The 15,780-nt window shown below is 32.8% G+C and carries 12 protein-coding genes; 1 reads left to right on the top strand and 11 read right to left on the bottom strand.

The genetic code is table 11. The features are described 5' to 3' along the window. Nucleotides 1-408: 408 nt before the first annotated feature. The 3 genes from AN960_RS15080 to AN960_RS15090 all read right to left on the bottom strand — a co-directional run bounded on the left by AN960_RS15080 (nucleotide 409) and on the right by AN960_RS15090 (nucleotide 6,679). Complete coding sequence (locus AN960_RS15080; protein WP_056473178.1) at nucleotides 409-3,780, bottom strand: carbohydrate-binding protein; 3,372 nt, start codon at nucleotides 3,778-3,780, stop codon at nucleotides 409-411. Between the two features lie 1,008 nt (nucleotides 3,781-4,788). After that, nucleotides 4,789-5,640 carry a hypothetical protein gene (locus AN960_RS15085; RefSeq protein ID WP_056473180.1) on the bottom strand — a complete coding sequence of 284 codons (852 nt, stop codon included), beginning with the start codon at nucleotides 5,638-5,640 and terminating at the stop codon, nucleotides 4,789-4,791. A 205-nt stretch (nucleotides 5,641-5,845) separates the two neighbouring features. Next, on the bottom strand, nucleotides 5,846-6,679 hold the full coding sequence (locus AN960_RS15090) for a protein-glutamine gamma-glutamyltransferase (RefSeq protein WP_056473182.1): 834 nt from the start codon (nucleotides 6,677-6,679) through the stop codon (nucleotides 5,846-5,848). 469 nt (nucleotides 6,680-7,148) lie between these two features. On the opposite strand from AN960_RS15090, the gene AN960_RS15095 reads away from it, so the two are divergent. Further along, a complete protein-coding gene (locus AN960_RS15095) occupies nucleotides 7,149-7,994 on the top strand; it encodes an MBL fold metallo-hydrolase (protein WP_056473185.1) in 846 nt (281 codons plus the stop codon). A 497-nt stretch (nucleotides 7,995-8,491) separates the two neighbouring features. Here AN960_RS15095 and AN960_RS15100 read toward each other — a convergent pair whose 3' ends face one another. From AN960_RS15100 to AN960_RS15135, 8 genes are all read right to left on the bottom strand, one after another. Beyond that, nucleotides 8,492-9,520 carry a Gfo/Idh/MocA family protein gene (locus AN960_RS15100; protein ID WP_056473188.1) on the bottom strand — a complete coding sequence of 343 codons (1,029 nt, stop codon included), beginning with the start codon at nucleotides 9,518-9,520 and terminating at the stop codon, nucleotides 8,492-8,494. Between the two features lie 39 nt (nucleotides 9,521-9,559). Next, nucleotides 9,560-10,528, bottom strand: coding sequence for a sugar phosphate isomerase/epimerase family protein (locus AN960_RS15105; protein ID WP_056473246.1), 969 nt, complete (start codon nucleotides 10,526-10,528; stop codon nucleotides 9,560-9,562). A 24-nt stretch (nucleotides 10,529-10,552) separates the two neighbouring features. Next, nucleotides 10,553-11,269, bottom strand: a complete 717-nt coding sequence (locus AN960_RS15110) for a ThuA domain-containing protein (protein WP_056473191.1) — start codon at nucleotides 11,267-11,269, stop codon at nucleotides 10,553-10,555. A gap of 42 nt (nucleotides 11,270-11,311) precedes the next feature. Then, a complete protein-coding gene (locus tag AN960_RS15115) occupies nucleotides 11,312-12,058 on the bottom strand; it encodes a sugar phosphate isomerase/epimerase family protein (protein WP_056473192.1) in 747 nt (248 codons plus the stop codon). A 21-nt stretch (nucleotides 12,059-12,079) separates the two neighbouring features. Beyond that, entirely contained in the window at nucleotides 12,080-13,156 is a 1,077-nt protein-coding gene (locus tag AN960_RS15120) for a Gfo/Idh/MocA family protein (protein WP_056473194.1), read from the bottom strand. Nucleotides 13,157-13,242: 86 nt separating this feature from the next. Then, entirely contained in the window at nucleotides 13,243-14,094 is an 852-nt protein-coding gene (locus AN960_RS15125) for an AraC family transcriptional regulator (RefSeq protein ID WP_056473196.1), read from the bottom strand. 170 nt (nucleotides 14,095-14,264) lie between these two features. After that, complete coding sequence (locus AN960_RS15130; protein WP_056473198.1) at nucleotides 14,265-14,639, bottom strand: DnaJ family domain-containing protein; 375 nt, start codon at nucleotides 14,637-14,639, stop codon at nucleotides 14,265-14,267. A gap of 230 nt (nucleotides 14,640-14,869) precedes the next feature. Further along, the gene (locus AN960_RS15135) at nucleotides 14,870-15,553 is read right to left on the bottom strand and encodes a hypothetical protein (RefSeq protein ID WP_056473200.1); all 684 of its coding nucleotides are present in this window, start codon (nucleotides 15,551-15,553) and stop codon (nucleotides 14,870-14,872) included. Nucleotides 15,554-15,780 lie beyond the last annotated feature (227 nt).

Here is a 15,780-nt window from a genome sequence, read left to right on the forward strand (position 1 = left end):
GAACTACTTTCTTAATTTAATATAGACTGTATTTAGGGTTGGTTTTTCTACTAAAATATGTTTTTTGGCAACTCTTTGACTCTTAATAACTTAATATTTTCGTTTTTTCTAATATATTACGGTATGTGAAATTTTGTTATATTTTTTGTTATATTTCTCACTTGGCGTTTTTTGTCACTAATATTAATGGAATTCTCTAATTAAATAACAATAATAAACAAAGAAAACGGGTAACTTATTCGCTATCTAATACCGATAGTCGAAGAATGATAGAATTTAGAGCAAAAAAATCCTCAACCAAAAGAATTGTTGAGGATCTTGAAAACGTGTTACATTAAAATTTTTGAGAATGGGAGTGATTGAATTGTTATAACTTAACATTTCAATCATTCTTTCTTTTTAAACAAATTATTGTTGCGATAACAAATATTGAGCATCTCGAAGTAAATACTCTGTGGCCTTATTTGTTATGTGTTTACCGCTTTGTGCCTTAACTTCATTCATAAAGCTTTTCAAATTATTTTGTGCTAATTTTACTTGAAGGCTATTTGCTATTCCAGCATTATCAATCCATTCAGTATTAGCAAAGCGTCTTACTAATCCTTTTAAAGAATCGTTACTTGCAATTGTTGTAAACTGGATTGTTTTGGTCTCAAGATTCCCCGCTTTATCAACCGCGTTTATGACTAGGAGATGATTACCAAGTGGTAACGTATAAAATGGAATTGATGCTCCAGTTTTGTATGGATAATCCTCAAGTGTTACCATCGTTTTATTGTTATCAACACCTGAAAAGTTGTCTGTTAGTGTAAACTCAGGAGTTATTTCGCCATCATTTTCATAAACACTTCCATTCAATGGGACAGATTCTGCAATTGTTGGTCCTGTCTTATCAATTCTAATAGAAAGTTGCTTTGAAACCTCCTCATTACCTACATTATCGATAGCACGATACTCAATTGTATGTATACCTTCAGTTGTCAAAGTTAATTCGCTTTGGTTTACCCATTCGCCATCGTCTATTCTAGTCTCGATACGATCGACACCAGTACCAGTTGAATTGTCCACAGCATTGAACTTCACATTCACATTCCTTGTATTCCACACCTCATCACCGATAACCCCATCTGTTATTGCCGTAGTCAAAGGAGGCTCAACATCAATGCTTCGTCCATATACTTCAAATTCATAAATATTTGCAGTTCCTGTTTCAGCATAATTTTGAGGCGTCGTAATATAAAGCCTTACATACCTTACATTGGTTTTGTTAAAATACCTGTCTGTGCTATTCGATACGTTTCCTGCAACCGAGTCCAAATCCCTCCAAGTCGTCCCATCGAGACTGCCCTGAAGCTTATAATTTTTTGTATTAAGAGATAAACTCTCTCCACCTTCTCCAGAGTGCTTCACAATCCATCTGCTAATATCATAGTTTTGTCCAAGATCAACCATCAACCATTTCTCCCCAGTCGTATCTGAGGACCACTTTCTACTAATCTCAGTAGAACCATCTACTGCCTTTGAAGGTTCATATCCTACTAAACTTCCATTAGCTGTAGCTGTTTTGTTCAAAGTCAAATTGATCGGAGCTGGATCAAATGCTAAGGTTGTAACTTTAAGAGCACTACTTTCCTCTGATACATTACCTGCTGCATCCTGTGCTTTAACCCTAAACTGGTATGTGGTCTTAGGTTTTAATCCCGTTACTTTAAAGTTAGTTCGTCCTGTTGTCGAGCCAATTAATGTATCACCGTTATATATTTCATAGCCTGTAACGCCTACATTACCTTTAAAATTATCTGATGATCCATCCCATGATAGCATTGCCATCTTGTCTGTTACTAAATTTGTGTTAACATTGACCGGTACAGTAGGTGCTTGTTTATCTGCAAGAAGTGCATCCGGTGTATAATTATTTATAGTCCAAGTTGCGATCGTACTCTTTGTAGCGAAGTCTCTTCCGTTTATTACAATCCGATCGGCATAAATATCAAAAATCAACCCTTGAGCACCTGGCTCTTTAGTATAAGAAGGAAAATACTTTATTGCACCATCTCTTATCATTGAAAAATACTGTTTGTTAAATAAAGTCCCTGGCAATCTTATATCATCATGCACATGTCCTGTTACTAATACGCTTTGAGGATATTCACCTACAATATCCTTAAATTTTTGATCCTGTACCTCATCGCTTTGATAGCCGTCCTCAGACTTTGTCATTGACACTGTATTCCCTAATGGTTGGTGAATGAATAAAAAGATTGGTTTTGGTTTATTTGCACCCTCGGCCAATTTTACTTTCAACCAGTTAAGTTGAAGATCCGAAAGATAAGCACTGTCCTTATCATCCGTCTCAGTTGCTAAATAGATAAAATGATATCCACTAATCCATTTATCAAAGTACACCGCTGGCATGCCTGTATGGGATAGAAATCTATCTTTTGCAGTATCAAATCCAGTCATCCATCTTACATCGTGGTTCCCAAATACATAGTTGCGGTCTAATTGGGGATATTTATTCATAGTTGTCATAAAAGTGTCATATTGTGTATCTGTTCCATAATCAGTAAGATCCCCACCAACACTAACTGATTTCACATTATTACTTACCGCATCTTGCATCGCCTCATTTAGGATAATATCATTGGTATCTCCTTTTGCATTAGCATGTGTATCAGATATTGCCATAAAACTGAATTTATAGCTAGTATCCTTCTCTGGTGTATTTGAAGCAAGTACTGTTACGTTGATTTGTTTTGATAAGGCTACATTATTCGGATTTGTAACCTCTACAGGAGGAATAGCTGTTCCCGTTACTGTAAAAATCTGTTCATTTCTATTGGATGGATCATAACCTGAAGAGTCAATATTCCATTTCACAGGAGCATTAACATTTCCACCATCCGTAACTAGAACTAAATTACTAGGTAAGCCTAAGGCAACATTAGTTGGTGCTGTACCGTTTTCCACACCTGTAATCGATTTAGGTGCTATAATGCTTTCTAGAATTTTGGGCTTTATTTCTACTATGAAAGTAACTTTCTTACCAAGTACTGTTACAGTTAAAGGCTGGCTTTGTGTTGGCGAAGAACTGTTAAAACCACTTAGATCAGATGCTCTAATTTCTTCTACACGTGTAGTACCATCAATATATGTACCAGTGACTACTATGCCTGTGAGATCAAGGCTTTCACCAATTCGGTATGTAGTTTTCGTTGGTAGTTTCGTAAGAGAGATGCTGTTCAACGTTTTCGAAAACTGAAACCAGTTAATGTTGGCTACATATGTTTTTCCAGGATTAACTTTTAATACAAGGTATACTTTATGAACTCCAGTAACCTGAGTAATTTCAGTTGACATTGTTTTATAAACATTCCAGTTGTCTGTTGCAGTAGCAGTAGTTGAAAGTGTACCTACTTTGTTTCCATTTGTACTATTAGGACCATCAATCCATATTTCAATATCCCCACCGGCATTCGAACCCTTAACTGAGACTCTTGCACTGAAATTTGTAGCACCATTGATCCCGCTGCCAAAATCAATATTGGTGTATTCTAAATACTGGTTATCATTAGTTCCTCCAATGCTTTGTCCACCATCTGGACAAGATTCAACTTTAAGATATGAACCTGACTTGGAACTAAAATTTTCTGCTTCAATCTGACTATACCCATCAGTAGCTGCATTCACCGGAATATAGCCAACAAAATTTCCGAGTATGTATGAAACGATCAATATTAAAGAAAGTAATGATTTGTTAAACCTCGTTAAATTAACCATAAAAAAAATCCCTTTCTCAAGCAGAATACTAAGTAAATTTAATGTAATAAATCAGACTACAACAATTAATACACTGTGAAGATTAATTAAATATCAGTTAAATATCGTTCCTCCTTTTTCAAAATGATCCCTAACTTTCCTTACGACTTCTTCACCTAGTGAATTCAACTACCCTTTAAAATCTTAATTTCACTTTTTTCAGTGAGAAGGTGCAGAGTATTACACGGACAATTATATTTTCACTATGTAAATTAAACATTAATTTTATATTAAACAATTATTCTTGAAATCATTGTGTTAAGTAATCCGTAATGATATTTGGAACACACACTTAGATAATATTTAAATTTACAATTTTTCCTTTTAAGTGATTTCCTGCAGGAGGTAATATAAATATGAAGTACAAAACTAACTTAACATCAAGTATCTATTCCTCCCATTTCCATATCCTTAAGCCAGAATGGTTATTCAATTTTCGAATAAACACAAAAAAAGTTCAAAAACATTTACGTAATTGAACTTATATAGATGAATTTTCAGTCGTGTCTGCTAGCTTTTTTTCAGGTTTATTATATATTACGGATCCTTCAAGATTTAAAGAACTGTTAACTAAATTACTTAAAATTAACTATTAATTATACAGTTTAATTGTTAAACATATATAAAGGAAACATACTTTTTATGTTAACCAATAAATACTATTAAGATATTCTTAATGATGATTTTATTAATTTCTACATCATCTACAAATTGAACTACCCTCTAATTTGGAGAAACACAGCATAGTCTGTTACACAATTTCTATCTACTTTCTATAAAATCTTATGAAAAAGATTCAATCCAGGTGTAATCCCATTTTGAATTTGCTTCAAAAAGTTTATTGATTTTTATAATTTGAGCGAACTATAAACATTATTTATATATTTTCTTTTTCAACTAAACTGCTATTTTGCTCCATAAAAAAAATCGACTTTTCAGCCGACTGTCTTGTTAAACTAAAGCAATGGGTTAATTCAACAAGCTATTTTTCTTTTCTTCCAATCTGTCACTTAATTTGTTAAAGTTCTGAACTACCTCAGGCATTGATAATTTTTTTGCTAACAAACTCCCTTTTTCAATTGATTTAGATGCTTCTTCGAATAAATTTGATTTAATTTGAGCATCTGCAAGACAATACCAGTAAAACCACGCATTCATTTTTGAAATTTTATCACGATAAAACTTTTCAATGAAAGGATAGTATTTAGAATATAATTCTTTATCATAAACTAATTTTTCACTATTCCATTTTAATACATCTACTAAATAACTATCAGCAATATACGATCGCCAAACTGCCAAACCTTCTTTTTGATTTCCATTCAAAAGGTCGACTTCATGATAAGGAACTTCTGCGATATTTTTAAATGAGTTATCAATCCACTGAAAAATTTCAAGGTTGCTTCCTGCTGCTGCCCCAATTGTAACACCAAATAAATATTCTTTTACACCATCACCAGTAATATCAGCTAATCCCGAAAAATCTAAATCTACTCCTTGAATTTTTGTCTCCCAAACCTTTTCCCACTCATTATTAATCTTCTTAAATACCATTACTCCATATAGGGAAGGAGAAGGTTGTACTTTTGCTTTAATTTTAAATGTTACGATTAATTCTTTCTGCCCATCCTGGTTAAAGTCATAGGCTTGAATTGATGATGCGTACAAAGGTTTTTTAGGAGTTACAAGTAAAGCGTTCGACGGAGTAAACTCTTTAACAATCTTCATTAGCTCTTTATTTGGTTGTTCGTCAGCAAGAACAAATATCGGTGATAGATTAAGTGCCACGAATAGTAAGGTAAATTGTATTATTTTCTTCATTAAATATGTCCCCTTATACTAGTATAGGTTTATAATTCCCTATTATCGATTTGTATATTTTGGACATTATTTAGAAATCCCTTTTTTACTGTTAAAAAAAGAGCTTAAATTTCTCTTTATTTAAAGAGAAACCTAAGACTCAAATTTAACCTCTTACCTTAAGAAGAACCACCAACAGTTAAGTAATATTTATAACTATTGAATATCACGAAAAGAAATTTAACAAATACATATAAAAATCAAATGAAATCGAACTTTGGTTATGATGTAAGACAATATTCCTATTATTATTAATTGAATAGTCTCGTTGCCAATTCGATAATCCCGCCAATTGTTTAAAATTCGGCCTTGTAACTGAATTAGTGAGGTAGGCAGAACGATATGCTCCTGGCCATCTCATTCTATTTAGGTTAAAAATCATTTGTTCAGCCGTCATTATTCCTAATCCATGTCCAAAATACGTACCATCTCCTAGAACAACGGCATTTTCTCCTCTCCACTCAGGGGTTAGTGGACTAAATTCTGGATTATTAAAATAAACGATATCACCAGGTAAAATTCGATCAGAATACTGGGCACCTATTCCTAAGTCAGGATTAGCATGCCAGCCGTATAAATAGATATTTTGAAAAATTTGATTAAATAAGTTTTCACCAATCAGATTTAAAACCGCATGGTAATAAATAATGACCATTGCCGTTGCACATTCAAACGCGTAGAGTGAACTATTAAAGTAAATATCATTAATCGCGTCAGAAGGTTTTACACCTGGCCTTAATTGGAATGCTCCTGATCTCATTAATTGCCAGTACATTGGATTACATCGCGATCTTTCAAATACGGCAAAGCTCAATCTACTTTGAAACATAGCTCTCGCACTTAAAGTGATATTATTTCGCAACATACTTTCAAACTCATCAAGGGATCGAAATTCATGAACCGTCGGATTTTCATTCATCTGTTGAATTTCCATACTTATAACACGATCAGACGCCCCTGTGTCATTTTGTTGAACTGGCATCCTCGATAAATGATTCATAATATACCTCATTTCTGCATCAAGCATTATTTTCCATATATACCCATCATATTCAAAGATCGCTTTGAAGTGTATATTCGACGCAGAACCTTTCTAAGTGGTTCTTTTTTTGTTTTATACATCTTTAAAAGTGTACTGAAGATGGTAAAGGAAACTTAGCCATTAAGATACTGCATCTCCAATAGTTAGATATTTTTAAATTCACATTGTTAATCAGAAATGAATAGGAACTTTGAAGTACCATAAGCACAAAAAAGTACCATATATACCTATAATATTGGTAAATGTATAATAAATCTGACTTACCTTTATATTGCTTTTTTTAATTAGTTTGCTGTAAAAGTAAGTTTATGAAATTACGTATGTATTATTAAACCAATTAGAAAAAGGCAATAATGTTCGAAGGAAAATTAAATTAGGATAATGATATCTATAAATACTATTTTTGATAAAGGTGAGGAATTGAAAAATGAAAGAAAAACTTACTATTGATGTTTACCATGCAGAAGAAGCTAATGTAAATGCTTATATTTTTTCAGATAATAAAGGTACCTTTATTGTAGACTGCACACGAAACAGCGAGGAGGCACGAAAAGTTGCGGCACTTGCACTGTCAAAAGGTTCAATACCAAAGACAATGCTAATTACACACGGACATCCGGATCATTATCTCGGTATGGGGGCTATGTTACAGGAATTTCCTGATCTTAAAATTGTCGTTGCTTCCCAAGAAGTAAAAGATGATATCATCAATTTTACAGAATGGATGGATTCTGTTAATTGGCTTGAGGGTGAACCGCAAATGAAACCAAAATCCGAACAATCTCCAGATGGATTTGATTATAATATGCGATTGGAAGTATTACAAACAAATGAAATAGTTCTTCCTGGAGGAAGCGTACTCGAAGTCAAAGCAGATTATCCACCAACAGAGAGTGCCCATGTGACAACTCTTTACTCTCGTGACCTAAATGCGCTAATCAGTTCAGATCTTTCTTACAATAAAGTTCATATTTGGCTAGGTGTTGGGGTTGAGCGTGAGCATATCAAAAACTGGCAGGAACAGTTAGTACTACTTAAAGAGAAATACGGACCACTCGAACCGACGATCTATCCTGGACATGGTGACCCGACGGATGTTTCAATTTTTGAAATCGATAAGAAGTACATGGATGATTTATTGAATGCAGTCCAAACATCTGACTCGGAGGAAGAGGCAAAACAGAAAATGATGCAACTGTATCCGGACTGGCAAAACACCGAGTTCCTTTTAACTGAGAGTATTAAGAATCAAATAGAATTATCTCGTAAGTAAAATATCATATATGATATTTTACTCAAGTCCTATTACACTTCCGTACCGTTATTTTTATGGCGGTTCATATTCAGTCCATATTGAAATCACTATCTTTGGTAGAGACTTTATGATTGAATAGGTTAATGCCTATTGGTTTTAATTGATTTCAAACAATTGTGTAAATGTACTAATATTTAATTGTTTATATTTAGTGTCACACATAAAAATGAAGGATAGAAAAGCAGATATGATATCTACTATTTCTATCCTATTTTTCTACTACATATATCCTCTTTTGCGTTCTTTGTATGTTCTAGTAAGCATTTTTTGTTTTAGTTAAATTAAATGAACTACTTTCGGTAAATGAAATTTCTTCATTTAAAATATTAAAATCCTTTGTTATTAAAAGGTAATCACTAAATCCTTTTAATGGCTAAACAATTAACATGAACGAAACAGTCCACATCATTTGCTTTTTCTCGGTCTAACAATTAATTTTTGGGGTATTTAATTGTTTATAAATAGATCCTCTCTTTTTTCTTACCTGATTCATAGATTGCACAAATCATTTTTTGAGTTTTCATTGCTTCTTCACCAGTAATATGTAACTGAGAATGATGTTCCAATGATTCATAAAAATTATTAATCTGTTTTACATGACTAACGCCCCAGTATCCTTTCGCACCATTGCCGTAGTCAAATGTTTCATTTGGATTGTTATCAGAGGCGAATTCTCTTCCATCTTTTAAAGAGACAACTCCACGGTCAGCAACTATTTTCGCAATTCCATTTTCACAATGCAGTTCAATCGTAACTGGTGCATCATATGAATAATAGTTTATCGTATGAAATGCCGTAACTACTCCGTTTCTATACTTGATAACTCCTTCTGCACAGTCCTCAACTTCAATAATTTCATGTGCCCTATTACTAATTGTTGCGTCGATATATTCAATCTCATCATCAACAAACCATCGCATTAAATCCATCGTATGAATAGCTTGGTCAATGACTACCCCTCCACCTTCTTTTTCCCAAGTCCCTTTCCAATCACTATTCAAATAGTACTGGTCAGAACGGTCCCATGTTACTGATAGTTTTCCAGATTTTATTTTTCCTAAAGTACCATTTTGTAACATTTCTTTAATGAGAACTGATCCTGGATTATATCTATTTTGAAAAATGACACCTAATGTTACTCCATTATTTTTTGCTGTTTCTACCATTTCTTGTGCATCAGAATAATGGATAGACATTGGCTTTTCAGTAAGAACATGTATTTTTCGCTTCGCGGCTTCAATTGCAACCGGCGCATGTAAATAATGCGGTAAGCAAATATGGATAACATCTAAACTCTCTTTCTCAAAAAGCTCTAGATAATTTGTATAATAATTACAATTGAATTGTTCAGCTTTCTCTTTTGCTCGCTCTTCTTTATTATCACAAACCGCTACTAATTCTACATTATCTCTAATAAAAGCAGGTTGCGCATGCATTAGAAAAATATTTCCACAACCAATAATCGCAACTCTTAATTTTTCCATTATTTCACCATCTTTTATTGGATTAGTTTCCTATTTAGATCAAGTCCACCACATTTGTGATGGCTCTTCATTTATTAATACAGACTGTAAATTTTTAACGGCACGTGAAAAACCTTCTTCTATCGACATGATTGGGTCTTCATGTTCAATACTAACTACATAGTCATATCCAAACGTACGTAGTGCACTCATCATATCTGACCAATCTTTTAAACTATGTCCACAGCCTACTGATCGGAATGTCCAAGCTCTTGTTTGAACTTCACCATATGGTTGCATATCAGTTAAACCATACATATTTACATTATCTTGATCGATATAAGTATCTTTTGCATGGAAATGATGAATCGCATTTTCTTTTCCAAGTATTTTAATTGCTGCTACAGGATCAATCCCTTGCCACCATAGATGACTTGGATCCAAGTTAGCACCAATTGCCTCACTAGTTTCTTTGCGTAACTTTAATAATGTATATGGAGTATGAATTAAAAAGCCACCATGTAGTTCTAACCCAATTTTCACTTGATGATCTTCCGCAAATTTGCCCATTTCTTTCCAATAAGGAATTAGCTTTTCTTCCCATTGCCAATTTAGTATATCTCTATACTCATTTGGCCAAGCGGTTACAGGCCAACTTGGGTATTTTGCTTCTTCATGGTCACCACTTGTTCCAGAAAAACAATTTACAACTGGTACCCTTAATAACGAAGCCAGTTTAATCGTTTTTGCAAGTACATCATGAGATTCCTTCGCAAACTCTTTATCAGGAGATATTGGATTACCATGACAACTAAAAGCGCTAATCGTTAATCCACGTTTCTCAACTTTTTCAATATACTCTCTTCTGAGTTGCTCACTTTCTAATAAACGATCTAACGGACAATGAGCATTACCAGGGTAACAACCAGTTCCTATTTCAACAGCCTTTAGTCCGGAATCTGCAACTTTATCAAGCATTTCTTCAAATGATTGATCCGCAAATAATACCGTAAATACTCCTAATTTCATCATTTTCTCGCTCCAATCTATTATTTACGTTAGTGCCTCTATGGCCTCTTTATGTCCATATGAAGGATATTTTCTTTTTGATTTATTCGCCCAATTTACTGCATTAATGATGATTTTTTGAACTTCTTTATGATGATAAGTTGGATAAGTTTCATGACCTGGTCTGAAATAAAAGATTTTCCCATTCCCTCTTTTAAATGTACAACCACTTCTAAATACCTCTCCACCTTTAAACCAACTAACTAAAACTAGCTCATCTGGAGTAGGAATATCAAAATGTTCACCATACATTTCCTCTTGATCAATCTCAATATATTCGCCAATACCATCTACTATTGGGTGAGACGGATCAACAACCCAAAGTCTTTCCGTTTCCGCTGCTTCACGCCATTTTAAATCGCAGCTAGTCCCCATTAATTTTTTAAAAATCTTAGAAAAATGTCCAGAATGTAGGACAATTAACCCCATTCCTTGCAATACTTTTTCATAAACTTTTTGAACAATTTGATCTTCCACGTCATTATGAGCAATATGTCCCCACCAAATTAATACATCAGTATTTTCTAGTACTTCATTCGTCAATCCATGTTCGGCCTGCTCTAATGTAGCCGTCGTAGTATCGTAACCTGCTTCATTTAAGAAAGTAGCAATGGTTGTATGTATTCCGCTTGGATAGATGCTTTTTACAGCTGGATTAATTTGTTCATGTCGATTTTCATTCCAAATCGTTACTTTTACCATATAACTCACCCATCTCTATTTTTTTACTTAAATTTTTGCGTCTTAAGCTTCAGCTAAAATCAATCTTAAGTTATTCAATCCAATTTCAACACTTTCTAATTGTGGTTTAGTAAAAGCCTCTTGCTCGACAATTAACCATTCGGCTGAATTTAGTTTTGCTTGTTGTACAATTCCTTTAATATTCATAATTCCATTTCCTACTTCGGTACTTTCATCTTTGGATGGAGCCATATCCTTCACATGAATTAATGGAGTTCTTCCTTTATACTTATTCATGAATTCAACAGCATCTACACCAGCAAATTCTAACCAATAAGTATCCAACTCTGCTTTTAAGAGATTAGTTGGAACTGAGTTTAATAAAATATCTAGTATATATTCGCTTTCTAATCTGACTAATTCATGAGCATGATTATGATAAACTAAAGAAATTCCCGCTTCAGCTAACTTGTTTGCAGATTGTTGTAAATGTTCCGCGAATTCTTTCCATTCTTCTATACTAGTAAAATTTGCCCAAGGACATACAACATATTTGTTTCCTAATTCTTTTTCGAAAGCTATTACGTCATCAATATGATGAATAATTTGATCTGCACTTACATGGGCTCCAGCTATCTTTAATCCTAGTTTGTTTAAAACAACTTTTATTTCCGAAGCATTTTTACCATAGTATCCAGCGAACTCGACACCGTCATAACCCATTTGTGCTACTTTTTCTAAAGTACCGAAAAAGTCGATTGCTGCGTCCTCTTTTACACTCCATAATTGTAAGGCGATTGGTAGTGTCATTTAGTTCATTCCCTATATTTTTTAGTTAAAATATACCGGTTTCTTTGATTTTGAAGATTCATAGATTGCCTCTAAAATTTGAGTTACAACTAATGCTTGCTCAGGTTTAACGGTTGGTTCTGTATCATTAATAATACTGTCAATCCATTGTCTCGCTTCTAACACTTCAGCGGAATCGGTTGCACTTTCATAAAAAGCTACGCCACCAGTTTGAATATCAATTGTTTTATCGTAAAGTCGCCCATATGCTTCCCCATTAATTCGGAGGCCATCTCTCATATCAGCTCCACCTTCAGTACCACAAAGTGTAGTTTGAGCTTCTCCTATTTCAAGAGTATTTAAAGCCCAGCTCGATTCTAGGATAACGGTTGCACCATTTTCCATTGTAATAAAACCAAATGCAGAGTCTTCCACTTTAAATTCATTTGGATCCCATGGTCCAAAAGCATTTGCAGCCTTTTCTTTATGTGATAATTCGTGGTAAACGTTTCCAACTACAAATTTAGGTTTATAATTATCCATTAGCCATAATGTTAAATCCAAAGCATGAGTACCAATATCAATTAATGGTCCGCCACCTTGCTCTTCTTCATTTAAAAATACGCCCCAAGTAGGTACCGCTCTTCTTCTAATCGCATGAGCTTTTGCAAAATAAATTTCACCAAGTTCATTATTTTTACAAACTTCGCTTAAATATTGTGAATCGTTTCGAAAACGATTTTGATATCCGATCGTTAATTTTTTTCCAGTACGTTTAGAAGCTTCTACCATTGCTTTTGCTTCAGCTGAAGTTTTTGCCATAGGCTTCTCACACATAACGTGTTTACCTGCTTCCAAAGAATCAATCGTAATAAATGAATGAGATTTATTTGGTGTACAAACGTGAATTACATCAATTGATTCATCAGCTAATAATTCCTTATAATCTGTATATGTCTTTGCTTCCTCAACACCAAATTGTGCCTTAGCTTTAAAAGCGCGTTCTTCAATAATGTCACAAAAAGCTACCATTTCTACATGATCTAATGCTGCTAAACTTGGCATATGTTTACCATTAGCTATTCCGCCACAACCGATTATTCCTACTTTTAATTTCATTATGATAACCTCCGGAAATGTTATTTACATTCCCAGTTTATAGAAAAATTCCAATTCAGTCTTCCTTACACCTTGCCTAAAACTTCTCAAATATTGTCTTTTTTATATTGGGTGGGGGATAAACCAACCTCGTTTTTAAATAATCGATTAAACGTTTTCACATTGATGAAACCAACATTATAAGCAATTTCTGTAATTGGTAAATCTTCATTAAATAGATACCATTGAGCCTTCGTTATTCTATATTGATTTACAAAATGACAAAATGTTGAACCAGTGTATTTTTTAAAAAACTTTGCAAAATATGAATTCGTAAAGCCGATATAATTCGCAACATCATTTAATGTAATATCATTCATATAATTCTCTTCTATATAATGAAATATTTTTTCTAATTTTAAAAGACTAGCCTTCCTATTCGGATAGTTAAGCTTATTATTTTCTGTATGAGGTAGATCTCGATAGATTAGTAGTAACATATCATATAGTCTAGCTCTAATTGCCAATTCGTATCCTTCTTTTTTATCGATAAATTCACTTTCAAGTTCTTTTAAATAGCTAATCATCTTCTGTTTAACTTCTTTAATCCAATAAACACTAGATTTTTGAATACAATTAAACAATTCGATTAGTTCCATATTATTTTTTTTCAAAAACTGTACATCTTCGAAAATAGTAAAATCAAATTGCACGACCAATCTCATACTATTTGGTGAAGATAAAAAATAATGTATGTCACCACTATTAATGATATAAAATTCTCCTTCTTCTAAATGAAGTAATTCATCATTTACACCAATCTTTAAAGTGCCTTTTTGTACATAAATGATTTCTACGAGTTTATGCCAATGATGACCAACTAACGTCAATCCATCATTTGAAAATAAACAAAATGGAAAATTTCGATCTAATCTCCTTACTTCAAGAGTGGCGCTCATTTCTAATTCCCCCTGTACAACTATACTTACTATGTATTTATTTTACATTAACATTAATTATAGATTTTTTCATAGATTTACTATTTTTAAGCTGGAAAATAAAAAGATGCTTATACCGTCTAAAAAAGTATAAACATCAATATAATGAAAACGTTCATTTTTTCACAAACTTATTTCCAATAAATCATTTGATTCTCAAGGTTTTCCTTATTAACATAATTTCTTTGCATTGGAAAAGGACAGCCTAAGTTATATTTCTTAATTTCATCATTTACTTCCGTGATCATTTTAGCTATTTCTTTACTATTTTCATCAGAATTGATTTTCATCAAAATCGTTTCAAGTTTCTTAAATATTTTCTTTTGTTGTATAACCCAATCTGGTTTATAACCCGACTTCTTAACAACAGTTGTTAATAGATCATCTTTTAAGAGCTCCTTAGGTAATGGTTTACCTAATCCAGGTAAATCTTCAAATCCACCTTCTTTTTCATGACGCTTTACAATTTCACTTAACCAATCTACATATTTTCCATTATTCGTCATCGTTTTAGCCACCTTTTTGGTAAGTCTTATATTTAGTATTCGTTACTTTTTAACTATTTCCTTTCTATAAATTATGCAAACGAATGCTTTAAGTTAGTTTCTAACTTTGTACAAATAATGAACTTTTTTTGAATAAACAAAAAGAGAAACTGATTAATCTAGTTCCTCTTGGATTTAATATGTATTTTTTAAACCAAAATTCATCGTTATATTAGATTTAATGAAAAAATCTATGCTCGATGTCTTTGAATAAACACATTCTCTTTATAATTTTTTAACAAGCCTCTTTCTCTCAAATATTCCTTAAAATACAAGTTCGCTTCTTTTCGCTCATCATAAGGATTCTTAGAAAGTACAAACCCTAACTTATCTTCTTTTTGAAGTTCAACACCTGACATATATAAATGAATTTTATTTTGATGATAAATTTCTTTTAAGGGTTCCATGAAATTAATAGCGAAAGCAGAAAGTAACTTCATTTCAGTTTCGAATGTAAACCTTGTAATATAGGATAAATCCACAAAAATGACGCCAATAAATCCTGTATTTGAAATTTCAGCCCTTATTGTTTTTTCATTATTTAAGTGACCAATCTCACGAAGATATTCTATAAAATAACGAATTCCTTCTTCTTTTTCGAATGGCTTTTTTGATAAAATTAAGCCTATTTTCTTTTCTTCACGTAAATATTCACATGCGATATATGCTGGAATATTTTGTTTCTGAAATAATGCAGATGCAGCTTGTAATAGACCATTTAATACTTCATGTATAATTAAAGGTTGCTTCCTTGTGAAATAATATTGATTTTCTTGCAATTCTTCCATATCAATGAAACTTGCTCCGATAAAACCTGTATTGGATATAATAGGTGTTTTTGAATTCCTTTTAGTGGCTCCATTTCTTTTCATCATGCAAGTTCCTTTCCTTCTAAAATCTATATATAGAACATTAGTTCGCTTTTTATATTTTAATCATACACAATATATTTTAAAATGTAAATCTCAAAAATGAAAAAAGGATACGAAAATTTTTCGCATCCTTGAAATAATTCTTATTAAGATCGGTAGCTTAAGAAACAGTTTCTTCCTCAATGTCTACATAACAATCCATTGTATGTACTTCTTTATCTTCATGATTT

The organism is Bacillus sp. FJAT-25509, assembly GCF_001420605.1.
In the GTDB taxonomy this organism is placed as follows: domain Bacteria; phylum Bacillota; class Bacilli; order Bacillales; family Bacillaceae_G; genus Gottfriedia.

Excerpts from the sequence above, each read along its gene's own strand:
- AN960_RS15090 (WP_056473182.1), bottom strand. The coding sequence starts at position 6,679 with ATGAATCATTTATCGAGGATGCCAGTTCAACAAAATGACACAGGGGCG.
- AN960_RS15095 (WP_056473185.1), top strand. The coding sequence starts at position 7,149 with ATGAAAGAAAAACTTACTATTGATGTTTACCATGCAGAAGAAGCTAAT.
- AN960_RS15110 (WP_056473191.1), bottom strand. The coding sequence starts at position 11,269 with ATGGTAAAAGTAACGATTTGGAATGAAAATCGACATGAACAAATTAAT.
- AN960_RS15085 (WP_056473180.1), bottom strand. The coding sequence starts at position 5,640 with ATGAAGAAAATAATACAATTTACCTTACTATTCGTGGCACTTAATCTA.
- AN960_RS15130 (WP_056473198.1), bottom strand. The coding sequence starts at position 14,639 with ATGACGAATAATGGAAAATATGTAGATTGGTTAAGTGAAATTGTAAAG.
- AN960_RS15080 (WP_056473178.1), bottom strand. The coding sequence starts at position 3,780 with ATGGTTAATTTAACGAGGTTTAACAAATCATTACTTTCTTTAATATTG.
- AN960_RS15100 (WP_056473188.1), bottom strand. The coding sequence starts at position 9,520 with ATGGAAAAATTAAGAGTTGCGATTATTGGTTGTGGAAATATTTTTCTA.
- AN960_RS15115 (WP_056473192.1), bottom strand. The coding sequence starts at position 12,058 with ATGACACTACCAATCGCCTTACAATTATGGAGTGTAAAAGAGGACGCA.
- AN960_RS15135 (WP_056473200.1), bottom strand. The coding sequence starts at position 15,553 with ATGATGAAAAGAAATGGAGCCACTAAAAGGAATTCAAAAACACCTATT.
- AN960_RS15125 (WP_056473196.1), bottom strand. The coding sequence starts at position 14,094 with ATGAGCGCCACTCTTGAAGTAAGGAGATTAGATCGAAATTTTCCATTT.
- AN960_RS15105 (WP_056473246.1), bottom strand. The coding sequence starts at position 10,528 with ATGAAATTAGGAGTATTTACGGTATTATTTGCGGATCAATCATTTGAA.
- AN960_RS15120 (WP_056473194.1), bottom strand. The coding sequence starts at position 13,156 with ATGAAATTAAAAGTAGGAATAATCGGTTGTGGCGGAATAGCTAATGGT.